We start from the raw sequence: 24,348 nt of genomic DNA, 5'->3' as shown, positions 1-24,348 counted from the left end.
GGTTGAGGAGCGGGAATGATGAGGACGCCAAGCTCATCGGTGCGGGGACTGTCCCGACGGCGGCTGCTGGAACTCGTCGGTCTCGGTGCCGCGGGAGCAGCGACCGCGGCTGCCTGCGCTGCTCAGGACCGTGAGACCCGTGGGAGTGAGGGACTGCGGGAGTTCCACGGCGCATGGCCCTACCAGGTGCCCCCGAAGGGTCACTTCAACCTGATGGCGGGCGTCACTGACGCGATCGAGTTGGGGATGTACCGCGACCTGATCTTCCTCCCCGGTGGCATGTGGTACTGGCAGGAGAAGAAGTGGGAGCCGCTGCTGGGGGAGAAGTGGGCCTTCGACCCGGACAACAGCACGTTCTCCTACACGATCAGGAGCGGTCTCACCTGGAACGACGGAACGCCCATCACCAGCGAGGACGTCGTGTCGACCTTCATGTGCCGGCGCGTGATGCGGCAGACCGAATGGCAGTTCCTGAACAAGCTGGAAGCCACCGACGACCACACCGTCGTGTTCACCATGAACAACGCCTCGACGGTCGTCGAGCGGTACGTCGTCCGAGCCCACGTCCTCCCACACGCCACGTACGGCGAGTTCGCCCAACGAGCAACCGACCTGTTCGAGTCCGGCGAGGACCTGGACAGCGACGAGGGCAAGAAGCTCAACGAGGAACTCCAGGCCTACCGTCCCAAGGACCCCAACAAGGACGTCCTGACCAGCGGCCCGTTCCGCTACGACTTCGCAAGCATCACCAACGCGCAGCTCACCCTGGTCAAGAACGACAAGGGCTTCGCCGCGGAGAAGATCAAGTTCGACAAGATCACGCTCTACAACGGTGAGACCACCGACATCACACCGGTCGTTCTCGCCAAGAGCGTCGACTACGCCACCCACGGCTTCCCGACCGCCACCGAGAAGGAGATCGTCAACAAGGGCATCCGCATCCTGCGCCCGCCCACCTACGCCGGCGGGGGTCTCTTCCTCAACCTCGATGCGCTCCCTGAGTTCCGCGACGTCCGGGCCCGGCAGGCGCTCGCGCACGCGATCGACCGGGACCTGGCCGCCAAGGTCGGAGGAGAGTCCTACAAAGGCGTCCAGCTGATGGCCGGGTTCTCCGACATCCAGGTACCCGCCTGGCTGACCGAGGAGGACCAGGCTCGGCTCAACCGCTACGAGCACGACCCGGCCAAGGCCGCGGAGATGTTTCAGGAGGCGGGCTGGACCAAACGAGCCGGCACCTGGCACACACCGCAAGGCAAACCTGCGAAGTACGAGATCTCCTACCCAGCGGAGTACTTCGACTACGTGGCAGCTGCGCAGAGCATCAGCCGAGAACTCAAGGACTTCGGGATCCAGCTCACGATGCGCGGCGTGACCTTCACCCAGCAACCCATCGACCTCGACAAGGGCAACTTCGAGTTCGCCATGCAGGGCTGGGGCTCCTCAAGTGACCCCCACCCGCACTTCTCGTTCGTGAGCGACTTCTTCACCCACAACACCCCGATCGCAGCCAACCAGGGCGGCAAAGGAATCGCGTTCCCCCTCGTCCAGGAAACCAAGGCATTCGGGAAGATAGACCTGGAGAAGATCGTCAACGACGCCGGCTCCGGTCTCGACGAGGAACTCCAGAAGCGCAACGTCACGATCGCGGCGCGAGCGTTCAACGAGCTGCTCCCGATCATCCCCATCGAGGAACGCTACGGGAACAACCCCGCCCTCGAAGGTGTCCGCGTCAAGCAGTGGCCCGCCGACGACGGCCCGATCATGCTCAACGCCCCGTACGCGGACAACTTCACCACCCTGCTCATGTTCAAGGGTGGCCTGGACCCCGCATAGGCTCAACCGCCGAGGCGTTGGTGACGTTGCCTCGCTACCGAGACCTGTTCTCGCCGGGGATCGCTGCCTCACCCGCGAGACGGGTGGGTGTGGGCGCTGCCATGGTCTGAGCCCCATGGGCTGTGGCGCTGGCTCTCGCATGTGTCGACGAGGTGGGCCTCACGGCCAGGTCTTCGGCGACCTCGCTGCCACCGCGCGAGCGGCTCGTCCGATCGCCGTGATCCCCGGGCAGTGATGGTCGCGGACGTTCGTTCCCCGAAGCGGCCGTCAAGCGCCGAAGCCGATCGCGAATGCTCGCCTGAGGTAGTCCCAGACCTGCGCGGTCAGCACGCCGCGGGTCGCGGCCTGGGGCCCCTTCCGTTCGATCCGGGCGTAGATCGACGACATCATGGCCGGTTCTCCGCCCGCCATGTCTCGCATTACCGCGGTCCACCGCCGAGCCAACTGCTGTACGGCGGGATCGGCCGGGTCCGTTCCGTCCTCGATGTGTGTCTGGAGCTCAGCGAAGATCTCCGTGCCCCGCCGTTGCCATTCGGCGACCCTGTCGGCGAATCCAGGCTCCAGTGTCGCTGTTTCGCCTGCATCAGTGCCTCCATCGCTTCGATGAGTTGGTCGATGGACGGCTCGGTGGCCCGCAGGATGGCCTGAAGCAGAGCCGTGAGCCGTATACGCAGGTGGCCCTGCGCCTCGATGGTTCGCTCGACGGCGACGAGCTGGGCACGTACCGCCGAGCCGAGATCATCGAGGTCGCCGTCGAGCGACTCGGCGATCTGGGCCAGCGGCATGCCGAGCTGGCGCAACGCGAGGATCCGGTACAGCCGACGGACGTCGCCGTCGGTGTACACCCGGTGCCCGGTCGGCGTACGCAGCGTCGGCACCAACAGCCCGATCCGATCGAAATGATGCTGGGCACGGACGGTGAGACCCGTCGCCATGGCCAGGTCGCCGATCTTCCAGCATCGCTCATCTATGTGGACCACCGGACCGACGCTATTACCTGACGCGACGTCAGGCGCAAGCGTGAACGTCGCCGAGTTCTCCCGGTTGCACCTGACGCGACGTCAGGCGGCAGCATCCCTCGCGGATCCCCTGGGCAGGCCTGTGCGGCCGATCCGCAGCTGGCCCCCGATCGTATTCGAAAGGGAGAAAGCCGATCATGCGTTTTAGAACTGGTGGGCTAACCCGGAAGGCGATGGCCGGAGTCGGCGTCGCCGTCGCGATGTCCACGTCCTTGACCGGTTCGGCACACGCCGAGACGCAACACAACCCGATCGTCACTGAGTTTCCCGTCACGCCCAGTTCTGGCCCAACATTCATCGCCGCTGGCCCGGGCGGCACCGTGTGGTTCACCGAATTCCTCGGCAACAAGATCGGCCGGATCACCGGCACCGGCGACATCACCTGTGCCGGGAACCTCGCCTGGACGCTGCTCGCGACCATCGCGACGGCGACGCTCGTCTTCTCGCCGCTCTTCTTCTGGGCAGGACCCGCCCTGCTCGTGCTGGCCTCTGAGGCGATCCGGGCGCTGCTTTCTGCCGCGCACCGACACGGTCACTGCTGGGGCCGTCCCGGGCGGATCCGATGCAAGGACCGACGGAGTCGGTCCACAGCAGCCGATCGCCTTAGGCACGTACGGCGAGTACCGAAGTGGGCGATGGTGTTCAGGCGCAGTGTGCGGTAGGTGCTCCCGGGTGCTTGCGGCAGTGCTCACCACCGTGTTCGCCAGCGTGTGAGAGGGAGATCGTGGTCGAGGTACGGTCCGAGCCGCCGTCCCAGGTGAGCGTGTTCTCCATCACGCCGGGCTTGCGCGCTCTCACCGTGAAGGTGATGACCGCCGATTCGTCGGGCGCCAGTGTGCCGGTCCAGGTGAAGGAGTCGCGGGAGGGTGTGATGGTGCCGTTGGTGGCGTGTGGGCGGTCGGTGATGGTGCTGTGGGCCCGGACGTCGGACAGGTCGTCGGTGACCTGAGCGTCGGTGAGCGTCGTGTCGCCGGTGTTGGTGATCTCGATCCGGTAGGTGACCCTCTCGCCGGGACGGGCCGTGGACTGTGTGGCGGTCTCGACCGTGAGCTCGCCCGGGCCGGGTTCGGCGGTGATGGTGACGGTGACCGCTTCGGAGGTGGAGGGCAGACAGCCGTTGCCCTCGTAGCGGGCGGTGATCTGGTGCTCGCCCTCACTGGGAGTGGTGGTGAGGGTGGCAGTCCCGTTGTCCCCGACCGGTGCGGCGCCGATCGTGGTCTCACCGTCGAGGAAGGTGACGGTGCCGGTCGGCGTGCCATCGGTGCAGGTGACGGTCGCGGTCAGGGCGACTTCCTCGCCCGGCGCGGCCTCGGCGGGTTCAGCGGTCAACGACGTGCTGCTGCTCGCCCGAGGTGGCGGCTGGGCCAGCGCGAGGCTGTGGAGACCGCCGGCGGAGATCTGGGTAACGATGACGCCCTCAGCCAGGGCCACCTCGACCGGGGTGGTGCGGTCGGTGGTGGTGCCATCCCCCAACTGCCCATCGACGTTCCATCCCCAGGCCAGGACGCCGCCGTCCGAGGTCGCCGTGAGGCTGAATCGGTGCACGCCGGCGGAGACCTGGGTGACGGTGACGCCCTCAGGCAGGGCCACCTCGACCGGGGTGGTGCGGTCGGTGGTGGTGCCGTCCCCCAACTGCCCATAGTGGTTGCCTCCCCAGGCCAGGACTCGGCCGTCCGAGGTCACCGCGATGCTGTGGTCGAAGCCGGCGGAGACCTGGGTGACCGTGACGCCCTCAGGCAGGGCCGTCTCCACCGGGGTGGCGCGGTCGGTGGTGGTGCCGTCCCCCAACGGCCCATAGCCGTTGTGGCCCCAGGCCAGGACTCGGCCCTCCGAGGTCACCGCGAGGCTGAATTCGTTCACGCCGGCGGAGACTTGAGTGACGGTGACGCCCTCAGGCAGGGCCACCTCGACCGGGGTGGTGCGGTCGGTGGTGGTGCCGTCCCCCAACTCCCCGCGGCCGTTGTAGCCCCAGGCCAGGACGCGGCCGTCCGAGGTCACCGCGAGGCTGTGGAAACTGCCGGCGGAGACCTGGGTGACGGTGACGCCCTCAGGCAGGGCCACCTCGACCGTGGTCGTGCGGTTGGTGGTGGTGCCGTCCCCCAACTGCCCATAGACGTTGGACCCCCAGGCCAGGACGCGGCCGTCCGAGGTCACCGCGAGGCTATGGAAACTGCCGGCGGAGACCTGGGTGACGGTGACGCCCTCAGGCAGGGCCACCTCGACCGGGGTGGTGCGGTTGGTGGTGGTGCCGTCCCCCAACTGCCCGTTGCTGTTGCTTCCCCAGGCCAGGACGCGGCCGTCCGAGGTCAGGGCGAGGCCGTGCCTGTCGCCGGCGGAGATCTGGGTGACGGTGACGCCCTCAGGCAGGGCCGTCTCCACCGGGGTGGTGCGGTTGGTGGTGGTGCCGTCCCCCAACTGCCCGGCCGTGTTGTAGCCCCAGGCGAGGGCGAGGTCGGCGCCGGGCGCCGCCACCGCGGGCGGCGCCGCCATCAAGCCCCCCACCAGGCACACCATGGCTAGGACAGCGGACATCGCCCCGCCGTACCATCCCCTGCCCTGCTCCGGCCTCCCCCTGCCGCCAGAAGTCCATGCACGCATCAGCGCCATCCCTCCCTCGAACACGTAAGAAACCGACCGACTGCCCGGACACGACTCGGAGGGCTGAAAGCACGCCACAACCGACCTTGATCACCAGACATTAACCGGTACCGCCTGTCATCACACCGATATGCGAATCTCCAGGCGCAAGCGTCCACCGTCGCCACCACACGCTGTGATGAGCAAGCAATGGTGGCTCCGCGACGTACTCCGAGAGAAGGCGCGGGACGTCCAGGAGGTGATGCTTGGAAGCCGCAGCTCTGGAGTTCCGTGCTGCTGTTCGCCGCCCTGGGCTGCTACGCCGAAGACCTCGGCTGAGTGGACGGGATGCTGACCACCTACCGAACTCCGCCGTTGACATCGCCGCCCGCATCGCTGAGCTGGGCCGCCAGTCCGCGCGCCACCCGGGCACTCATCGACCGGCACCCGGACCGCGTCTTGTTCGGCACCGACGTGTCCCCACCGACTGCGGCGGCCTTCCGGCGTGGAGTCGCCTATTCAACTGTCGCGAGTTCTCGGTGATGGTGAGCTCGATGGTGACTGACGGTGTTCAACGGCGGCGTAGCGGTTTCGTGATCCGCCGTTGTTGGCCTCGGTGATGAGCGCCGAGGCGAGTGCGGCCGTCCGGGTGGCGATCTCCCGTACTGGGACCCGTCTGCTGGTGTCCAGCCACCAGGTGATGGCCTGGAGGAAGATGCCTCCCAGGGGTGTGAGGACCAGGTCGCCCGGCGGCTGGGGCAGGTGCTGGGCGGTCATGTCGGCGAGAGTGGCCTGCATCCTGCGCGCGAACCGGGTGCTGCCGTTGCGCGCGCCGTAGAGGCGGTGGTAGTGGTTGATGTGCTCGAAGAACCCGGTCCACCGCTCCAGCACGGGCGGGCCGGGGCGTCCGTCATGGTGCCGAGCAGTCCGGCCATGGCGTCGTCGAAGATCTGCTCCACCAGTTGGTACTTGTCGCGATAGTTGCGGTAGAAGGCGGCCCTGCTCACCATCGCCCGCTCGGTGATCTGCCCGACCGTGAGTCGCTCGAAGCCGTGCTCCTCGATGAGCTCGACCAGCGCCTGCCTGAGCAGGGTGCGCGTGCGCCGAACCCGGTCGTTCTCCCGGGACATTTCGAGGCTCCTGTCCAGGTCGAGAACGCCAGCGTTGAGCCTGGTCACCTCGACCTGGCTCAGACGGTATGCCTGCTGTGAGACAAGTTGTCTCGTTGGAAGGTTGCTTAACGGCACGCCCGACTCGTTCGCCATCGAGGATCTGCCGATCCCCAAGCCCGGCCCAGAACAGCTCCAGATCAGGGTGGCGGCCGCCTCGGTCAACCCCGGCCGACCTGCTGATGACCGCAGGGACGGTGCGCGAGATAGTCCCGCTGGACTTCCCGTTCGTCCCCGGCACCGACGTCGCCGGTACGGTGACCAAGCTTGGCCCCGGCACGAAGGGGTTCGAGGTGGGCGAGGAGGTGTTCCGCTTCGGCGCCCCGCCGTCGTTCGCTCCCGGCGTCGGTATCCCCGCCGTCACCTCCGGCCCGCTGGCCGAGTACGCGACCTTAGCGCCGATTCTCGTGTCTAGCGGTGGCGCGTCGGTGGCTCCAGGATGTTGGGCGGCTCCGGGCTGCTTTCGCCTATGGGCATGTGATTGTGATGGTCGTTGCGCCCGAAGCGGGTGATCGGTCAGGGTCGATCTGACTGCCTGTTGTGGCGGATTTCGGATTGTCGTCCGACCCGGATGTGATGAGCGAGCACGATCTCACTTGGAGTACGACGGCGGGAGAGACGCAGCGATGGCTGCCGTTGCGCTCTGTCGCCGCCAGTGATCGGCGTGTCATGTTGACCGCGATCGTGTCGCTTGCTGTAGTTGAATCGTGGAACAAGCAGCGATATCCACCCCCGAAGCGGCCCGTCGGGGCAGTGAGTACTTCGCCGCCCCAGCAGCGGCGAACCAGCGTCGTTACGAGGCACTGCGCGCGTACCTGTTCGAGGGAGTCTCAGCGGCGGAGGCGGCGACCCGCTTCGGCTACACCCTGACGACGCTGCAGTCGCTGGTGCGGGACTTCCGGGCCGGACGCTGCGAGTTCTTCCAGAGCTCGCGTCCGGGCCCGAAGACGGCCCCGGCCAAGGAAGCGGCCCGCACCAGGATCATCGAGCTGCGCCGGTTGGGCCACTCGGCCCACGAGATCGCTGCCGCGCTCGCCGAGGAGGACACTCCGCTCAACCGCACCGGGGTCGCCGAAGTCCTGGCCGAGGAAGGGTTCCCACGCTTGTGGCCCCGTCCGCACGCCGAGCGCGGCCTACCCCGACGCGAATCCCAGCCCCGCACCAAGGTGATCGACTTCGCCGTCCTGCCCGCCCACGCCGACACCCGGATGGCCGGGCTACTGCTGACCATCCCCGATCTGGTGGCACTGGACCTGCCCGGCCTGGTGCGGGCCGCGGGCTATCCCGGCACGTCTGTGATCCCGGCGATCAGCTCGATCCTGTCGCTGCTGGCGATCAAACTCACCACCACCCGCCGCGTCTCCCACATCGACGACATCGCCACCGACCCCGGTGCGGCGTTGTTCGCCGGGCTGACCAGCCTGCCCAAGGCCACCGCGCTGACCACCTACTCCTACCGGCTCGACCACACCCGGCAACAACGATTCCTTGCCGCACTGGACAAAGCCAGCCTCGCCGCAGGGCTCGCGCACGGCGAGGCGATCAACCTCGACTTCCACGCCGTCATGCACTGGGGCGCCGACCCCGCGTTGGAAAAACACTACGTGCCCAGACGTTCGCAACGCACCCGCTCAGTGTTGACCTTCTTCGCCGAAGACGCGGCCACCCACACCCTGCTCTACGCCAACGCCGACCTCGCCAAAGCCAACCAGAACAACGAAATCCTCGCCTTCGCCGACCACTGGCGCACAACCTCCGGAGCGGACCCGAAACTGTTGATCTTCGATTCCAAGGTCACCACCCAGGCCCAGCTCGCCGACCTCGACGCCCGCGGCATCGCCTTCATCACCCTGCGCGCCCGCACCCCGAAACTCACCGAACACCTACATGCCTTGCCCGCCAAGGACTGGACACCACTCACCATCGCCCGAGCGGGCGGGAAAACCCGCCGTGTCCGCGTGATCGAAGACCCCGCCGCCACACTCTCGGCCTACCCCAGCACGCTACGCCAACTCGCCATCACCGGACTCGGGCACGACGAACCCACCATCCTGATCACCAACAATCGCACCACCCCGACCAAACACGTGATCGAGGCCTACGCCAGGCGGATGAACATCGAACAACGCCTCGCCGAAGCCATCCGCTCCTTCGGCCTGGACGCCCTCGCCGGCGCGGTCCCCCTCAACATCGACCTCGACGTCGTGCTCTCCGTACTCGCCCACACCATCTGCGCCGCGCTCCGCCGACGCCTCCCCGGCTACGCCACCGCCACACCCGACACCCTGCAACGCCGATTCCTCTCCACCGGCGGCACAATCGAAAACCGCGATAACGAAACCATCGTCCGCCTCGACCGACGCGCCTACTCACCCGTCCTCCGCCACGCCGACCTCCCCACCACCGAAGTCCCCTGGTGGGGCGGACGACACCTCCGCTACGAATACGAGTGATCAAGCTGGGGTTGAATCCGCTGCGCGAGAATCAGCGTTAGCGGTAGGGCAGTACTTGGCGAAAAGGCCGCCGAAGCTGAGTGTGCGCGGTGGAATACGACGGTACGGCCGGCCGGAGAAGCTGAGCGTGCGCATTGTCACCCGGCCAGAGCCGGGCGCGGAACAGGTACTCATCCGCGTCCGCAGCACCAGCACTTGACGTCACGATCCGCTCCGGCGGCATGAAGATGATGGCGGGCCGCCGCTTTCCCAAGCGAACCGGCCTAGACTTCGCCGGCGAGGTGACCGCCCTCGGGCCGGGAGTCACCGACGCGGACATCGGGCAGCGCGTGTGGGGGTTTCGTCGGCGACGTCTCCGGCCGCCGGCGCCGCCGCCGAGTACCTCGCCGTCAAGGCTTCCGCCCTCGTCCCGTGCCGGCCCATGTGGATCGCACCCTGGCCGCCGCGCTCCCAGCGTTGGGGTGACCGCGTTGCGCGCTGCGTGACGTGCTGCGGCTCGCGACCGGCGAGGACCTGCTAGTGGTCGGCGCGAGCGGCGGCGTGGGCAGCATGGCGATCCAACTCGGCGTCGCCATGGGCGCCCGCGTCACCGCTGTGGCCAGCCAGGTCAACCACAGCTTCGCCCGCCCGCCACCCACCCCCTCGCGCGCGGTGACTACGTCGACGTCACCGAGCTGCACGGGCAACGCTGGATCTCCGGCAGCGGCGGGCCCACTCGAGGTGGTCCGGCCGGAGGTCCACAGCTGCGTGCGTGGCCAGGCCTCGACGAACAACCCGAGATGGCGCATGTCGCCCGCGACTGGCTAGCGAGGCTTCACCTGGTCGCCGCCGGCTGCGGCCTCACCACCATTCCCGCCGTGCTCGAGGACGCCATACCCCCTGGCGTAGTTGTCCTGCCCGTACGTGGCGGCACGAGCGAACAGCGACGCATCCTCCCCGCCAGGCCGCCAAGGCCGCCATCGGAACCAGTCATCAGGGTCGCCGAAGCACTGCGCACCGCCACCCTCACCACCTAGGTGGACCTGGCGAGGCGTCGCCCCTGGAGAAACTCAACCCCAGTGTTGACGCGCTGGTCATCCGACAGATCGATGGGGAGAAGGAGCGCCAGGTCATGCTCAGCGTGGCCGCGCGAGGCGCAAGGTCGACGGACAGGACACCTACTGCGGAGCGAAGCCGACCCGGCACTTCCTCACCGGATACTGCTGGGGGATGCGGTCCTTGACGCGGTGGCGGAAGCGCTGGTCGTGGGGCTGCTCCAAACACACCAGGGAACGCCCACGTATGCAGGGCGCGGAGTAGGTGCCGGGCGAGGATAGACAGTTCCTGCCGGTCGTGGCGGGACTCGCCTGCTGACCGACCAGCTCGGAACACGATGAAGGCCTCCAGCCTTCGGCGACGCTGCCGGACTGGAGGCCTTCGGCTGCTGAACTCAGATCTTACAACTGGCCCGACACCTCGGGAGGAGAGCACGGCGACCACTTGCCCGTCTCGGGATGCTGGAACAGCATCTCCGGGGCTGGTATCTGTGCGACGCAGCGCACGATGTAGGCAAGGTCTTCGCCCTGGGCCACGCTGCTGGAGCCGTCGTCGAACTCCCATTCGGCTTGCCAAGACCGGCCGGGCGCACCCAGGAGGTCGGTGTCGATGCGGCTGATGCGGACGATCAGCGCCGTTCTCCCGGTGGTCTCGGGCAGCATCAGCGGTTCTTTCATTGCGCCTCACCTCCGGATGGGGGTTGTGTTGTCGACGTCGTGTAGGTGCCGTGCCCTTGGCGACGAGCTCGCGCAACAGCGCCGCCCGGGCCCTTCAGGTCACCGCCCCGGCTCGTGGTCGAGTAGGACTAGGTGCCACATACCCCGAACTGGCCTGATCCGTACACCGAACCGTGCGGTCGTCGTGCGGGCGCGGTGGGCGGCTCAGAAACTCGTCCCTCACGAGTCCCGGCCACGCGTACGGCTGGCGCTGCGGTCCGGCTGGTCGATTCCTACACCGGGTCGGGTCACCTGCGACTTCGCTCGCCGCGGGGAGCGGCGCAGGGTAGGCCCAGCATTCGAGGTGCTGATGGCGCTTGCGTCTGCGCGAGCGCAGCACAGCTCCGTGACCCCAGGGGACGGGCGTGGCGTCGGCCAGCGGGTTGCCGGTAGCCGCGCCCCTCGGCCCCCGGCGCCAAGGCGCCGCAGGGTGTGATCGACGCGCCGCGCATCCGGGTCGGGGACTATCAGGTGAACTACTCGCCCGGGCACGGGGGGAGTCCTGATCGTTCACATCGGCCACCCCCGCGACGTCTACAAGCATTGACCCGCTCGACCACAGCGAGCCCGGCCTTGCAACCTGGAGGTGCCGGGCTTTCGCGTCCCTGGGTCAGCGGACGAGCTGCAGCCGTGGCGACGGGGGCTCGGGCTCGGGCTCTTGCGGAAAGGCGTCCTCGTCCCACTCCTTCGCCTGCGTGAGCTGCGGCGCCTCACACATTTCACGCCCCCGCTTCACCGCGTCGTCGGCTGCTGGCGTCCATGTCCCTGACGGAAGGCTGAGCCACTCCCGCCGGCCCTGCCCTCGGGCGGCGAGCATCCGAGGGTGAACTCGGCCGTCGGCCATCGCTTCCATCATCAGGTTGACGGTGTCATCCACTCGCGCAGCCGGGACGGCCCCATCACGCCGCACTTGCGTGCGCCGCTTCTACTCACCGTCCCGACCGTCGTGTGGGTGGCGGGGGCGCCTGGTATCCACGTTGCCGGTCATGGTCTTGAGGATGCCGGGTAGTTCTGCCAGCGTTTCGGCGGGTATGCCGGTCACGGTTTCCTCCGCCAGAGCGCGCCAAAGCCGCCTGAGCTCCTTGGTCAGAGCTTTGCCGCTGTCGGTGAGTTCGACGATGCTGGCGCGCTTGTCGGAGGGGGCGGGTTGACGGCGGATGTGGCCGGAGGCTTCGAGCTTGCGGGTCATGAGCGTGACGCTGGGCGGCTCGCAGCCGAGGGCCTCGCTGAGCTGGGCCTGGATCATCGGGCCGGTCCGGGCGAGTTCGAGCAGCAGCGCCTCCTGTCCGGGGTGCAGACCGAGCGGGGCCAGCAGCGCCGCGGCCCTGGCTCGGTGGCGCAGGCTCAGCAGGCGGATGGCCTGGTTGAGGGCGTCAGCTTGCTCGAAGTCCACGGACTCTCCTTGACATGTTAGTTATGCGCATAACATTATGCGCATAACTAATCTTACACGGGATCGAGGAAGCCGGACATGACCGTGAAGGTCGCAGTCATCTACTACAGCGCGACAGGCACTGTGCACGCACTCGCGCAGGCCGTCACCGAGGGCGCCGCCTCGGCTGGGGCCGGGGTGCGGCTGCGGCGGGTCGCCGAACTGGCACCCGACAGCGCGATTGACCAGAACCCGCTGTGGCGTCGGCACGTCGACGCCACAGCATCGATTGCCCAGGCCTCGGTTGAGGACCTGGCGTGGGCCGACGCGTTCGCGTTCGGGACGCCGACCCGGTTCGGCACGCCAGCAGCGCAGCTCAAGCAGTTCATCGACCAGACCGCAGGGCTGTGGCAGGAAGGCAGGCTGGCCGACAAGCCGGTGACGGCCTTTACCTCGGCGTTCAACCGGCACGGCGGCAGCGAGGCCACGATCTTGTCGCTGGCCAACGTGTTCTACCACTGGGGGGCGCTGATCGTCCCGCCCGGATTCACCGATCCGGTCGTGTACGCCGCCGGCGGCAACCCCTACGGCACGTCGTTTGTGACCGGCCCGACCGGACACGGCCCCGATGCCACGGCCCTGGAGGCGGCCCGGTACCAGGGACGGCGGCTGGCCCAGATCACGATCCGGCTGCTGGCGGGCAGCCGCGTCACCGACGCGGCCGCGGGCGACGAGAACGCCCGCGGAACCATGGCCGGAACAACCCCAGACCGCGTGAGCGGCGGGTTAGCAAGGAAGACGTCATGACAAGCACCAGCACCGCAACTCAACGGAAGGCCAGGCCGCACGCCGCCCCCGCCTGGATGGTCCTGTCGCTGGCGTGTGCCTGCCAGTTCATGGTGATCCTGGACGCGTCCATCGTCAACGTCGCCCTGCCCTCGATCCGCCGCGACCTCGGCTTTACACCCACCGGCCTGGCCTGGGTGGTGAACGGCTACCTGCTTACCTTCGCCGGCTTCATGCTGCTGGGTGGCCGCGCCGCTGACTTGTTCGGCCATCGCCGAATGCTGGTCGCCGGGCTGTCCTTGTTCTCCGCCTCGAGCCTTGTCGCCGGCCTGGCAACCGCTCCGGAGGTTCTGGTGGTGGCCCGCGTCGCGCAGGGCATGGGAGGCGCCATGCTGGCTCCAGCGACACTGGCCGTGATCAACACCAACTTCATCGAGAAGCACGCGCGGGGCCGGGCGTTTGGCGCATGGTCTGCCGCGGGCGGCCTGGGCGGGATGGCCGGCGCGGTCGCGGGCGGTGCCATCACAACTGACCTGTCGTGGCAGTGGGTCTTCCTGATCAACCTGCCGATCGGCGCGGTGCTGATCGCAGTGGCCATCATGTCCCTGGCCGGCACACGAACCGGCCTACGGGAATCGCTCGACCTCACCGGCGCGGTCACCGGAACGGCAGGGCTGGCCGCACTGATCTACGGAGTCATGCAGAGCGCCGATCACGGTTGGACGTCCGTACTGGTCATAGGGCCAGCCGTGGCGGGCCTGCTCCTGCTCGTCGTCTTCGCCGTGATGGAGGCACGTTTCGCCACCCAGCCGATGATGCCCCTGCGGCTGTTCAGAATCCGGAGGGTGGCAGTCGGTAACGTCATGCTGCTGCTGTTCGGAGGGATTGCCATCGCGATGTGGTATTTCACGTCGCTGCTCCTACAGAACGCACTCGGCTACAGTGCGCTTCGAGCCGGGCTCGGACAGACACCCGCAGCGGTGACGTTCGCGGTGATCGCACGATGGGCCGCCGTCCTGCTTCCGCGGACCGGTGTGCGCCCTCTGGTGCTGGCCGGCTGCGGCTTCTTCGTGGCAGGTTTCGGCTGGCTTGCCCAGGCCCACGCTGACAGCGGCTACGTCACCAGCGTGCTCGGGCCTACGCTGCTCATCGCGGTCGGCATCGGGCTGACCTTCCCCACCCTCATGGCCGCGGCCACCGCCGACGTTCGCGAGGGCGACGCGGGGATCATCGGCGGCCTGGCCAACACCGCCAATCAGGTAGGGGGGTCGATAGGCCTAGCGGTGCTCGCGACAGCCGCCAGCGCAAGAGCCGCGATGGAGGCCACCGGGAGTTCCCCGGCCGCCGCCCTCGCCGCCGGCTACGACCTGGTCTTCCTCGTGGCGGCCGGGCTCGGCCTGGCCATCGCGGCGGTCAGCGTGCTGCTGCCACTGCACCGTCGCGGCTGACCGAAGACGACGTGGCGTGGCGTGCTCGCTCGCCGCGCCCCTGACCCCGGTCGATGACCCCGGCCGGGTCAGGGGGCACGGTACCCGCTGAGCTGGCCCTTTGCCTGTCCGACCTTCTGAGTTGTCACACATTCCGGCGACGCTCTAGACCTGGAAGCAGTGCGTGCGGGACGCCGAGGAGCTCGCGGGCGGGCGCGTCCGTCGGCGCAACAGCGTGCCCGGCGTGCTCCAGCGCGCGGCGGAAGCGACCACCGGGGAGTGCCTGGACCTCCCGCGGGTAGTAGGGGCGCCCGCACGTGGCGCTCAACGGGAAGTCGATGACTGCCATCCGGGCCGTCTGGGTTCTCGCACATACGGACCCGGGCGACCTGGTGGTTCTCAACACCTGCGGGAGAGGCGCAGCGGGGTGCATCAACATTCGGCAACCTGTACCTCGGCACCGTGACTGACCTTAACCGGCTCCAGATGGAGGAGTTCCGTACCGCCCGTGCAAAGCTCACGGCCGAGCAGGTGATCGCCATCCGGCGGCGTGCGTCGACCGAGCTGCGGAGGGCGCTCGCGGCCGAGTTCGGGGTGAGTCGGGGCACCATCGCCAGGGTGGTTGGCGGCATCTCCTACCGGCACGTCATCCTGCCGGATTGAGGCAAGCATGACCACGGCCCCTGACCTCTATGGGCGGGTGCCGCGTGTCTGGAGGTGGAGGCCTCCGTGCGCTTGCCGGCGGTTCGTTCGAGCGTCAGGGTCAGGAAGTGGTGCGGTTCATCGGGCTTTGACCCAGTCCGTCGACCACGAGGTGGCTTCCGGGCTTGGCAACGTGAGTCCTGGCCTGGTCGGGACGATCGTCCCCCGCTCTCGCCGCTCGCCGGTGCCTACAGTCGCCGGTAGACGACAGGAGGATCAATGTCTGCGGGCCCGCCGAGTGATGGCCGGCTTTGCAACGACCCTGCGTGCCAACGGGCCGGGTATCACCGTCACTGGGTGGAACCCGGGCACGCGCTTGCTGCTTGCCTGTTCGACATCACTCACGACGGTCCGCCCAACGAGGCCGACCTGTCGGCGCTCCCACCGGGATGGCGGCAGCTAGTCAGGTTGGTCCAGAAGCGGTGCGAGGCGTCGTCACATCGAACGCCGGACGTGCCCCCAGCGCGGCGCCCGCACCGCCCGTAAATGGCCGGTGTAGCCCCCCTTCCACCCTTCCACCAGGAGTGCGGGGGCTACATCGGTTTGAATCCCCGTCGTCGCTGGATCAGGCCTCCAGGTCCAGGTCCAGGTCCAGGTCGAGAGGCACCTCGTTGGGCGCGATGTCCCGGACCGCAGCATCCGCACGGCGTGTCGCCACCTCCGGCCCTGGTCGGTCGCGATCTCGGCACGGATCTCCACCACGACCAGCGGTGCCACCTGGTGGTAGCCGCTCGGCTTCGACCGCCAGTTGGCGGCGAGTTGCGCCGGCCACGGGTGCCCGCCGATCGCCGCGAGGAGCAGCGGCGCGACCGCCGCAGCCTCAGCATCGGTCAGGTGAGCGGTCCTGCCCGCGTAGTGGAGTCGGCCCGTGTCGGAGGCGTACCGGCCGAGCAGTAGTGCCGCTGGCCGGTGGAGGCTGCCGGTGGCTCCGCTGATCACGGCGTCGGTGGTCTGCCGCGACTTGTACTTCAGCCACACCCGCGCACCGGAGACGTACGGACTATTCGCCGGTTTGATCACCAGGCCCTCGGCGACGGCCATCGTGTCGAACAACTCCTCGGCCACTGCGGGTCCGACGTCTGCATGGCCAGGGTCAACGGCGACCGGGCCGGGACCGGACGGAACAGCCGCCCGAGTACGGCACTATCCGTGGGCCGATTGAGCCCATGCTCGCGAAGAACATCGGCCGCAGTTCCGTACATATCTATTCGCGGCGCGGGGCGGCACCCAGACCGTGCACCTTCCCACCTGGGATGAGAGGGTGGACGGCTCGCATCGGCCACGTCGGGTTGACACCTGTCCGCCTACACCGGACTGCTACGTGGGCTCGCGACCGAAGATGCTGCACGGGCGGATCCCGCGCTTGGTCGGCACCTTCGATCCTTCTCGACGAATCGCGTAGGCCCCAAGCTTGCTGGCGTGATCGCAAGCGGGGCTGAACACGTTCCGGTGGAGCTTCATGGTCGGCGGCGGCTCGCGTATTCACCACTCAGCTGCGCACGCAGCGATGGGAGTCCGTGGCCACAGGCGATATGAACATGAGCTAGCCCGATGGCGTGACGGTGCACCAAGTTGGGCCGGATGGCTCCCTGGAGGCTATGGGGATGACGTGTCGCTGATGCATCGAGCCGATCCGGACGACCTCCGCCCCTGCGATCGTCACCTCGGTTATGACGTCCGCCCAGGTTGCCAGTTCCCGACCTACTTGGATTGACAATCATTATCTATAACGCTTCGATGGCGCACATGGGTGAGGGAGGGCACGCGATGATGGTGGGAGGCGGCTGGTTGCGGGCTCGGGAGGTGACACAGACGCCGGCCGCGCGGGTGGTCTTCCTGCCACACGCAGGCGTCACCGCCGGCTTCCTCAGTTGGGCCTGTGGCCTGGCCGACGATGTGAACGTGCTCGGCGTGCAGTACCCGGGGCGTGAGGATTGGCTGGCCGAGCCGTGCCCTTCAGGCCTGCGGGGGGTGAACTCCGGATCAGTGACGGTGTCGCGTCGGTGTCGGCCGACAAGGAGTCGGAACTGCACCACCTCGAGTGGCGGCTGGTGAGGGCGACGGTCGCGCCCAGGGAGCCCGTCGCGATGGGGCGAGTCGCCGTCGACGCGCACGATCACGGAGCACGTGAGCACGAGCGGGCGGCCGGATCGGCGGCGCGCGATCCGCGCCGGCGAGCTCGACAAGGTGATCCGCTCCCGGATCGTCCCGGTACGCGAGGAGATCGACATGGCGACCACCTACCTGGCCGGGCGTCGTGCCAACGACCCAGCACGATCGTTCCTGCTGCTCACGGCGCAGCAGAGGACACGGAGTTCGATCGCTCGACACCTCCATCCAGTCGATCTACCAGGCGTCGATCGCCTGATCGCACGGATACGCCATGAACATCCATGAAGATCATTCTTGACTCCTTGGATCGCGCGGTCGGCACGCCTGAGCCGTCGCCCCCTCCGGAGAAGGATCTTGTGCGGGTCTGGATCTTCGATCCGCTCCGGTGGGGGGCGACCGAGGCGGTGCTCAGTGATGGCGAACGCGCGGAGTTCGCGCGGATCCGCCATGAACCGACTCGGTTGGCGCGGATCGCCACGCGAAGCGCGTTGCGACGGATGTTGGGCACTTGCCTGGGGCTTTCGCCTGCATCTGTGCCGCTGCGTCGTACGGCAGCGGGGAAGCTGGTCAGTCCAGTGGACTTCGACTTCTCTGTCAGCCACACCGCTCGGCGTGCCGTAGTCGCGTGGGGATTGTCACGGATCGGTGTTGACGTCGAACGTATCGATGCGGGCGCCCTGCGAGGTGTCGCGGAGGTGTTTCTGCATCCCTCTGAACGTTCCGCGTCGGAGGATCCCGGCCTCCTCGCCCAACTATGGACCGGAAAGGAAGCCCTCGCAAAGGCGATCGGAACCGGCTTCGTGGCCGCGGAGCCAAAGGACTTCGTCTTCGACATGGACGACCTCGACGTACCCTCCCCGAGGCGGGTCCCTCGGACGGGTTCGGATCGCTTCGAAGTCGTCTGGTTTCAGACCGACCCCGATCACGTCGTCGCGGTAGCGGGGGAATCGAGGTGAAGAGTCGTGAGCGACGCGAGGAACCTCAGTGCATCTGGCAGTGTCGCCGGCCGCACCATGTCCCCCGGCCGTGACGCCCCGGAACGGTCGTTGACTGGAACTCCTCGACGGGCCACATGCCGCCGGAGGTAGCTCGCAGTAGAGATCCGAGGCCCGCAAGGTGTGCTTGCGGGCAGGCGCCGGGTGAAGGATCGCCTGGCTGGCCAGGGCCGTGCCGTTGTCGAAGTGCAGGACCAACGCATCGAGCTCCTCCTCAGTTCCGACCAGCGGCGCATGACGTATCGAGGCGCCGTTCCGGCTGGGCAGATCTGTGACCTCGCTCGAGAGCTCGCCGCACGCCGGCGCTTGGCGACCAGTCTGGCGCTCAGCCCGGCCGATCGCCACGCTGCACGATCACATCGCGAGATCATCGAAACTGTCCGAACCACCTGCAATGATCAGACCATAAGCGTGGCCTGATGATCACCGTGCCGCCACCGAAGATCCACCGAACTTGGCACATCCTCACAGCCAGTGGCGGGGGTCATCTTCACCACGTCGCTGATTCGGTCAACGATGACGTCGTTGAAGGCGTACTCGTCGATGGTGCCTCCTCACAGGCTCAGCACCTTCTGCCGCGGGAGCTCATGCCGTCACCGAGCTCCTCTTCGGTGGCCGGACACCGCACCTATCGGTTGCCCCGGAGCCCCGACGACCCAATGGGGATGGTCCGCGACGACACTTTCCCTTCACGAGCGAGCAGTTCCAGACTGCCGTGCAGCATCTCCGGGAATTGAGCGATCGGCGGGCGCGTTCATCAAGCCGACACGCATAGTCACATCAAACCGCGGCTATCGATCCCCGCGTCGTAGGTCTCCATCCCGCAGGGGTCCGATTCAGCCGAGAATGTACCCGGCCATGCGACGGGCCAGCGCCATGCAGGTGATCATCGGGTTGACGCCGAGCGCCGACGGGAAGGCGCTGGTGTCGCCGATCCACACCCCGGCGGTGTCGTGCAACTCCCCACTGGGTTTCGCCACGCTGTCGGCTGGGTCGGTGCCGAGCCGCGCGGTGCCCATCTGGTGCGCCGAACTGAGGACGTGCCCTCCGAACCCGAGCGGGATCGTCTTCCATTCGGCGAGCACGTCGGCCAGGTCGTCGCCGCGCCGCCAGGTCCGCGCCCGTATGCCGGGGGTGAGCGGGTACATCTCCTCCGCACCGGCCGCCTCGTGCAGCCTGGCCACCATCTCAAGCGCCCGGTACAGTGCGGCCCGGTCGGCCTGGTCGGTGAGTGGGTACCCGTGCACCGCCTGTCCGTTGTCGTCCAGCCTCACGGTGCCCTCGTTCTTGTCGCCGATGATCGCGACCAGCGCCGCGACGTTGCGCATCTTCGCCATCCGGGCCTTGTGGTCGGCGGCGTCGACCCAGGGGAGGGTGCTGGCGGTGGCGCCGACCTGGGACGCGACCGTCTCGATAAGGAAGCCGGTGTGGTCGGCGTCGAGGTCGGCGGCGAACTCGTCCACCAGCGCGGCCTGCGGCGGGCCAGTCCACGGCTGAAGGGCCTCTGCGTAGTGCCCGGAGACCAGGATCACGGGGTGCAGGTGCAGGTGCCTGCCGGTGGCGGGGCCGCCGATGCCGGAGCGCAGGAGCAGGGCCGGGGTCTCCAGCGCTCCGCAGGCGACCACCACGGTGGGGGCCCGCACGGTGAGTGCGGTCGGGGCTCCGTCCGGGCGGAGTGTGGTGGCGGAGACGCCGGTGGCGCGGCCGGCCTCGACCAGGATCCGGTCGGCGCGGGTGCGGATGAAGGTCTGAGCGCCGTGCGTGGCGGCGTCGAGGAGGAAGGTGCGGACGGTGCTCTGCTTGGCGCCCGTGCGGTCGCCGTAGGTGAGCAGCGAGCCGCGGTCGGGCTCGATCAGCTTGGGGTCCAGGTTGAGCAGGGCGCGCCGGTGCTTCCAGCCGAGGGCCTGCGCGCCGGCCACCATTTTCCGGTGCGGTCCGTTGTAGACACTCGCCTCCTCGTTGGCACCAAGACGTGCGAGCACGGCGTCGATGTGAGCGTCGAACTCGGGACCGTCCACATCGGACAGTCCGTGTCGTTCGGCCCAGATGGCGCGCAGGGCGGCCGGCGGGCGGACACAGTTGGCGAGGTTGACGGTGGTGCCGCCGCCGAGAGTCGCGCCGGCCCACAGGCTGACGTTGCCCTCCACGGTGGTGTTGAAATTGCCACCGCGGTAGTAGACATTGGGGCCGGCCTCGATCTCGTGCTGGATCGCGTTGTCACCGTCGAAGTAGCCGCCCGCTTCCAGGATCACCACGGAGCGGCCGGCGGCGGCCAGGCTGGCGGCGATCACAGCGCCACCGGCGCCGGAGCCGATCACCACCGCGTCGGCGCAGACCTCGCCGGTGGAGGGCGGCGCGATCGGGTGGATCTGGTGCGGTAGTGGGGGCGCGGTGCCCGGCGCCGGGTAGCCGATGGTGCTCCAGAACGGGTTGGTGCCGGAATCGTCGACCAGGGTGTAGGCGAGGCTGACCGTCATGGCGCGCAGCGCGGCGAGGCCGGGGGCAGCCTCGGGCGCAGCGGCGGCCATGCCGGCGACGGTGGGTTCGAGGTTCTCCGGTGGGGCGTCGGCCAGGCCGACGCCGGTGAAGGCGTCGAGGACCTGGAGGATGCCGGCGGCCGCCTCGGGTGCGAGCGTCTGGGTGATAGCGAATTCCACCGCGTGGTGGACGCCGACATCGGTGCCCTTCCGACCCCAGAACCCGTCGGTGTCCTCGATCCCGGGTGGCGGCGGGACAGCCGCGACGAAGGTGTCCACCAGGGCGGCAAGCGTGTGCCGCTGGGCTTCGGTCAGTTCAACGGACACGTAGTCTCCTCAGGCGGCGCGGATGGGGAGCGGAACCATCGCATTTGGGGTGCGTATGTGAGCGTGATGACGGGGAATGTAGCGCCGTCCCGCCGGCGCGGAATCCGGTCGGTTCACGCCGCCGGCCCGGGAGTTGACTTTGTGGTGTCCGGCGCCTGCACGAGGAACAGCCGCTGACCTAGGGGTGCGAGGGCATGGTCCTCTGCGGGCAGTGTCGCGCGCAGGCCCAGTCCGGCTCCGGCGAACACCGCGGCCCACTGAGCGCAGTCGAGGAAGCTTGTGGCGGTGCGCGCCCGCACGTCAAGGGGCGGATCCATCATGAATGCCTGCGAGGCCAGGATTTCCACGTGTTCCCGGGTGGGCTCGCTCACCAGCAGCCAACCGCCCGGGGTGAGCAGCCGCGCCAGCCCGCGCACGGCGGCGTCGACGTCGCGGGCCGCGTTGAGTGCCCCGGCCGCCACTATGATATCGGCCGAGCGGGGCGGGAATCCCTGCACAATCGGCGACCGGTTGAAGTCGAGCATGGCGAACCGCGCGCCGGGCAACCGGGCCCGGCCGGTGCTCAGGAAGAACCGGGACACGTCGGTGGCGGTATAGCGCAGCCCAATACCGCAGCTCGCGGCCCGTGTCAGCACGACCTCGGACGTAGCGCAGGTGCCCGCGCCGACTTCCAGCACCCGGGGCGCTCCTGAGACACCCAAGCGGCACACGGCGCCGGCGATCGTCTCGTTGAGGAATCGGGCAGTCGCCGTATCACGGTAGACGGCGTCGGCGAGTTCGGTGCGCCCTTCGGGGAACAGCAGCATGGCGGCCGCGATGTCGCCGGTCAGCAGACCGTCGAGACACTCGGCGTTGTGCCGCAGGTAGGTCAGGAAGGCTGGCCCTCCGAAACCGCCCTCGATCCACTGCCGGTGAGCGGCGTCCCAGGCAGCGGACTCTGCACCTGACCCGACGGGTGGGGTTCCCCCGTAGCTGTCGGCCTCGCGGGAGATCCAGCCTGCGTCGGCGAGTGCCCGCAGCCATCGGCCGACCAGCGGTACGTGGCGCTGTGCGACCCGGGCGGCCGCGACCACGTTGGCTGTCGGGTAGGTCCGCGTCGGGTCGTCGAGCACACCGTGACGCTGCAGTACGCGCAGCATCGAAGTCAGCGCCGCCTTCTCGAGCGTCGCGACGAGGCTCTCGGCGGCGGTTCTGGTCGGCACTCCGCCGAAGTGCCGGGTTGCGGCCGAGGCTGCGGCGACCACTTCCGCCGGATCGACTTGTAGGACGTCTTCGCGCACGCGGTGGCTCCTCCTGCGGGGAAACGGGCCCCGGCGACGGCGACGCAGTGGCGGAACAGATAAGCCGCATCCTACTGCGGACATCAATGCCAGTAGGGCCCCTGGACGACGGCAGCCCGGATGCCGAGTCGCAGCGGCCAGGTATGGCGCTCACGATCGCCATACCTGGCCGAACCGCAGATGTGGGGGCTACTGCCGGCGCACCACGCCTTCTGCCCGGCTACTCGACGCCGCCGGCTACGACCTAGAACGAACATCATGCATCAATGCCGCCGAATCGTGCGCCGCCAGGTCACCCGACCACTCGGCCGTCACCCCCGGGAACGCCCTTCCGAGGCACTTGTCGACGCCCTGACCGAAATCCGCAGCCAAACCCGGGCCCCCGGCCGTGACCGAACCTGTCCCGCGTCTTCAACCCGCCCGACACCACTCCTGGCGGGTCAAACGACCGACCGGCCGAACCGTTCACCACTTGGGACCACCACCCACACCGTTACGCCCTGCCCAAGCAGCCCCATGTGAACCGATTGTGTGGGGAAGACAGCCATCACCGACGCGGCCGCACCTGCGCCTGTCGTCCTCCGCCCGTCCTCCGCCCGTGCTCCGCCTCGGGCGGAGACGGCCAAAACCAGCGCCGCCACTCGACTACACAACGGCTCCGGCGCGCCTATCCGTGACCCGAACGTGAGCTCTCGAAAGACCTTCTTTTCCCAGGTCAGAACGCACTCTTCATGTTCCCGGGCCAACCCGTGGACAGCCCTTTACAAGGAGTTGAGGCTAGGTTAGCCTGGCTGCCGAAATCGATTGTCGTTGTCAATAACGATTCCCAGTGCCCGCCTTGTTGCCCTCGGCCCGCCACCCGTCTCGGCGACCCCGAATCGTCGGCGGTGCCGGCGTCCGACCAGATTCAGGTCCGTGCCCGCGCGAGATGTCAGTCGATGGTTGTAGAGGCCTTCCTCTGTTACTCGGAAGGTTGACGTGAGTATTTCGACGCGCACCGGAACTGACCAAGGAGTGCTCGTTGCCTGTCCTCAACACACCCGGGTCTGTTTCGACCGTGGGGGAGACCGACCCGTATCGCCAGGTTCTTCGGTCGCGACTCGCGATGGTGCCCGTGGCTTCTTTTTCGCGGCGCTGGGCCGTCGGGGTGTCTGGCATTGAAGAGGCCCGATGAAGCTCTCACTTGCGGGGGTGTCGGTCGAGATTGACTCCGTTCCGATCGTGACGGGCGCAGACCTCGACGTCGCAAAGGGCGAGAAGGTCGGCCTGGTGGGGCCGAACGGCTCCGGCAAGACGACCCTCCTCCGGGCGATCTACCGCTCGCTCCGGCTCGTACGCGGCACGGTTCTCCTGGACGGCCAGGACGTCTCCAGCCTCCGCCAGCGGGAGGTCGCCCGCCGGTCCGCCCTCGTCGCTCAGGAGACGGCCTCCGACTTCGACTTCTCCGTCGAGGACGTCGTCGCGTTGGGCCGGGCGCCCTATCAGCGCGCCTTCGACAGGGAGAGTGCCGCCGACCGGCAGGCCATCGCCGAGGGCCTTGAGCGCGTCGGCATGGCCTCCTACCGCATCAGGGCCTTCGCGACGCTGTCCGGTGGGGAGAAGCAGCGGGTTCTACTTGCTCGCGCCCTCGCGCAGGAGACGGATCTACTGCTCCTCGACGAGCCGACCAACCACCTTGATGTCAATGCCGCTCTGGACCTCCTCGAACTCGTGCGCCGCCTCGACCTCTCGACCCTCTGCGTGTTGCACGACCTGAATCTGGCCGCCGCCTACTGCGACCGGGTCTGCGTGCTCCAAGCCGGCCGTGTTGTCGCGATCGGACCGCCGGCCGATGTTCTGACCGAGTCCCTGATCCACGACGTCTTCTCTGTCCACGCCCACCGGCTCACCCATCCGTCCACGGGACGACTTCTCCTCGCCTTCTCGGCTGGCGAAGGGCGACGGGCGCCGGACGAGACCGGCGTCGACAGCGGTACGCCGCAGACCGAACCCCCTGACGAGCCTCGCCCCGAGCGCGCCGCCGCGTCGCTCGGTGAAACGTCCCGTTCTCCCTCGACGACGTGATGCG

General features: G+C 68.1%; 23 protein-coding genes and 2 pseudogenes. 12 read left to right on the top strand and 13 right to left on the bottom strand.

Features of this window, described 5'->3' with window-relative positions; all coding sequences use genetic code 11:
* The first annotated feature begins 15 nt into the window (after window positions 1–15).
* Window positions 16–1,833: an ABC transporter substrate-binding protein gene (locus HEB94_RS03580; protein ID WP_192748620.1), complete on the top strand. Its 1,818-nt coding sequence runs from the start codon at window positions 16–18 to the stop codon at window positions 1,831–1,833.
* 267 nt (window positions 1,834–2,100) lie between these two features.
* Here HEB94_RS03580 and HEB94_RS54290 read toward each other — a convergent pair whose 3' ends face one another.
* The 3 genes and pseudogenes from HEB94_RS54290 to HEB94_RS54280 form a co-directional block, all read right to left on the bottom strand.
* Window positions 2,101–2,223: a hypothetical protein gene (locus HEB94_RS54290; protein ID WP_420481512.1), complete on the bottom strand. Its 123-nt coding sequence runs from the start codon at window positions 2,221–2,223 to the stop codon at window positions 2,101–2,103.
* Window positions 2,224–2,397, bottom strand: a pseudogene (locus tag HEB94_RS54285) (TipAS antibiotic-recognition domain-containing protein); the annotation flags it as partial.
* 248 nt (window positions 2,398–2,645) lie between these two features.
* Window positions 2,646–2,768: pseudogene (locus HEB94_RS54280) on the bottom strand (MerR family transcriptional regulator); the annotation flags it as partial.
* A 221-nt stretch (window positions 2,769–2,989) separates the two neighbouring features.
* On the opposite strand from HEB94_RS54280, the gene HEB94_RS03565 reads away from it, so the two are divergent.
* Window positions 2,990–3,514 (top strand): hypothetical protein, encoded by a 525-nt coding sequence (locus HEB94_RS03565; RefSeq protein WP_192748619.1) that lies wholly within the window; start codon window positions 2,990–2,992, stop codon window positions 3,512–3,514.
* Here HEB94_RS03565 and HEB94_RS03560 read toward each other — a convergent pair.
* The 3 genes from HEB94_RS03560 to HEB94_RS48925 form a co-directional block, all read right to left on the bottom strand.
* Window positions 3,495–5,384 (bottom strand): RCC1 domain-containing protein, encoded by a 1,890-nt coding sequence (locus HEB94_RS03560; protein ID WP_192748618.1) that lies wholly within the window; start codon window positions 5,382–5,384, stop codon window positions 3,495–3,497. The two genes, HEB94_RS03565 and HEB94_RS03560, sit on opposite strands and share 20 nt — an antisense overlap.
* Window positions 5,385–5,948: 564 nt before the next feature.
* On the bottom strand, window positions 5,949–6,206 hold the full coding sequence (locus HEB94_RS48930) for a hypothetical protein (RefSeq protein WP_202896092.1): 258 nt from the start codon (window positions 6,204–6,206) through the stop codon (window positions 5,949–5,951).
* A complete protein-coding gene (locus tag HEB94_RS48925) occupies window positions 6,203–6,763 on the bottom strand; it encodes a TetR/AcrR family transcriptional regulator (RefSeq protein WP_202896091.1) in 561 nt (186 codons plus the stop codon). Before HEB94_RS48925 ends, HEB94_RS48930 begins: the two co-directional genes overlap by 4 nt.
* On the opposite strand from HEB94_RS48925, the gene HEB94_RS54275 reads away from it, so the two are divergent.
* From HEB94_RS54275 to HEB94_RS54265, 4 genes are all read left to right on the top strand, one after another.
* Window positions 6,655–7,110, top strand: coding sequence for an alcohol dehydrogenase catalytic domain-containing protein (locus HEB94_RS54275; protein WP_420481511.1), 456 nt, complete (start codon window positions 6,655–6,657; stop codon window positions 7,108–7,110). The two genes, HEB94_RS48925 and HEB94_RS54275, sit on opposite strands and share 109 nt — an antisense overlap.
* Before the next feature lie 195 nt (window positions 7,111–7,305).
* On the top strand, window positions 7,306–9,051 hold the full coding sequence (locus tag HEB94_RS03545) for a helix-turn-helix domain-containing protein (protein ID WP_192748203.1): 1,746 nt from the start codon (window positions 7,306–7,308) through the stop codon (window positions 9,049–9,051).
* Window positions 9,052–9,185: 134 nt separating this feature from the next.
* Window positions 9,186–9,536: an alcohol dehydrogenase catalytic domain-containing protein gene (locus HEB94_RS54270; RefSeq protein ID WP_420481510.1), complete on the top strand. Its 351-nt coding sequence runs from the start codon at window positions 9,186–9,188 to the stop codon at window positions 9,534–9,536.
* 189 nt (window positions 9,537–9,725) lie between these two features.
* Window positions 9,726–10,067 (top strand): type 2 periplasmic-binding domain-containing protein, encoded by a 342-nt coding sequence (locus HEB94_RS54265; RefSeq protein ID WP_420481574.1) that lies wholly within the window; start codon window positions 9,726–9,728, stop codon window positions 10,065–10,067.
* A 420-nt stretch (window positions 10,068–10,487) separates the two neighbouring features.
* On the opposite strand, the gene HEB94_RS03535 is transcribed toward HEB94_RS54265, so the two are convergent.
* From HEB94_RS03535 to HEB94_RS03525, 3 genes are all read right to left on the bottom strand, one after another.
* Window positions 10,488–10,763, bottom strand: coding sequence for a hypothetical protein (locus HEB94_RS03535; RefSeq protein ID WP_192748616.1), 276 nt, complete (start codon window positions 10,761–10,763; stop codon window positions 10,488–10,490).
* Window positions 10,764–11,412: 649 nt separating this feature from the next.
* Complete coding sequence (locus HEB94_RS03530) at window positions 11,413–11,658, bottom strand: hypothetical protein (RefSeq protein ID WP_192748615.1); 246 nt, start codon at window positions 11,656–11,658, stop codon at window positions 11,413–11,415.
* A gap of 69 nt (window positions 11,659–11,727) precedes the next feature.
* Entirely contained in the window at window positions 11,728–12,195 is a 468-nt protein-coding gene (locus tag HEB94_RS03525; protein WP_192748614.1) for a MarR family transcriptional regulator, read from the bottom strand.
* Between the two features lie 78 nt (window positions 12,196–12,273).
* Between HEB94_RS03525 and wrbA the strand changes: the two genes are divergently transcribed.
* Entirely contained in the window at window positions 12,274–12,981 is a 708-nt protein-coding gene (gene wrbA, locus HEB94_RS03520; RefSeq protein WP_192748613.1) for an NAD(P)H:quinone oxidoreductase, read from the top strand.
* Complete coding sequence (locus HEB94_RS03515) at window positions 12,978–14,408, top strand: MFS transporter (protein WP_192748612.1); 1,431 nt, start codon at window positions 12,978–12,980, stop codon at window positions 14,406–14,408. Before wrbA ends, HEB94_RS03515 begins: the two co-directional genes overlap by 4 nt.
* A gap of 124 nt (window positions 14,409–14,532) precedes the next feature.
* On the opposite strand, the gene HEB94_RS03510 is transcribed toward HEB94_RS03515, so the two are convergent.
* Window positions 14,533–14,736 carry a hypothetical protein gene (locus HEB94_RS03510; protein ID WP_192748611.1) on the bottom strand — a complete coding sequence of 68 codons (204 nt, stop codon included), beginning with the start codon at window positions 14,734–14,736 and terminating at the stop codon, window positions 14,533–14,535.
* 113 nt (window positions 14,737–14,849) lie between these two features.
* Between HEB94_RS03510 and HEB94_RS03505 the strand changes: the two genes are divergently transcribed.
* Window positions 14,850–15,050, top strand: a complete 201-nt coding sequence (locus tag HEB94_RS03505) for a helix-turn-helix domain-containing protein (protein WP_192748610.1) — start codon at window positions 14,850–14,852, stop codon at window positions 15,048–15,050.
* 474 nt (window positions 15,051–15,524) lie between these two features.
* On the opposite strand, the gene HEB94_RS03500 is transcribed toward HEB94_RS03505, so the two are convergent.
* Entirely contained in the window at window positions 15,525–16,154 is a 630-nt protein-coding gene (locus HEB94_RS03500; protein WP_192748609.1) for a hypothetical protein, read from the bottom strand.
* A 1,062-nt stretch (window positions 16,155–17,216) separates the two neighbouring features.
* On the opposite strand from HEB94_RS03500, the gene HEB94_RS03495 reads away from it, so the two are divergent.
* Both HEB94_RS03495 and HEB94_RS54260 read left to right on the top strand, forming a co-directional pair.
* Entirely contained in the window at window positions 17,217–17,486 is a 270-nt protein-coding gene (locus HEB94_RS03495; protein ID WP_192748608.1) for a hypothetical protein, read from the top strand.
* Window positions 17,483–18,157, top strand: coding sequence for a 4'-phosphopantetheinyl transferase family protein (locus HEB94_RS54260; protein WP_192748607.1), 675 nt, complete (start codon window positions 17,483–17,485; stop codon window positions 18,155–18,157). Before HEB94_RS03495 ends, HEB94_RS54260 begins: the two co-directional genes overlap by 4 nt.
* Window positions 18,158–19,032: 875 nt before the next feature.
* On the opposite strand, the gene HEB94_RS03485 is transcribed toward HEB94_RS54260, so the two are convergent.
* Together HEB94_RS03485 and HEB94_RS53300 are read right to left on the bottom strand one after the other, a co-directional pair.
* Window positions 19,033–21,000: a GMC family oxidoreductase N-terminal domain-containing protein gene (locus HEB94_RS03485; RefSeq protein WP_192748606.1), complete on the bottom strand. Its 1,968-nt coding sequence runs from the start codon at window positions 20,998–21,000 to the stop codon at window positions 19,033–19,035.
* Window positions 21,001–21,113: 113 nt separating this feature from the next.
* Window positions 21,114–22,280 (bottom strand): methyltransferase, encoded by a 1,167-nt coding sequence (locus tag HEB94_RS53300; protein ID WP_192748605.1) that lies wholly within the window; start codon window positions 22,278–22,280, stop codon window positions 21,114–21,116.
* A gap of 1,170 nt (window positions 22,281–23,450) precedes the next feature.
* Here HEB94_RS53300 and HEB94_RS03475 point away from each other — a divergent pair.
* Window positions 23,451–24,344: an ABC transporter ATP-binding protein gene (locus tag HEB94_RS03475; protein WP_192748604.1), complete on the top strand. Its 894-nt coding sequence runs from the start codon at window positions 23,451–23,453 to the stop codon at window positions 24,342–24,344.
* Window positions 24,345–24,348: the final 4 nt, after the last annotated feature.

This window comes from Actinopolymorpha pittospori (assembly GCF_014873875.1).
Taxonomy (GTDB): Bacteria; Actinomycetota; Actinomycetes; order Propionibacteriales; family Actinopolymorphaceae; genus Actinopolymorpha; species Actinopolymorpha pittospori.
The sequence above is the reverse complement of the archived record's forward strand: the minus strand, read 5'-3'. Positions and strand labels throughout refer to the sequence as shown.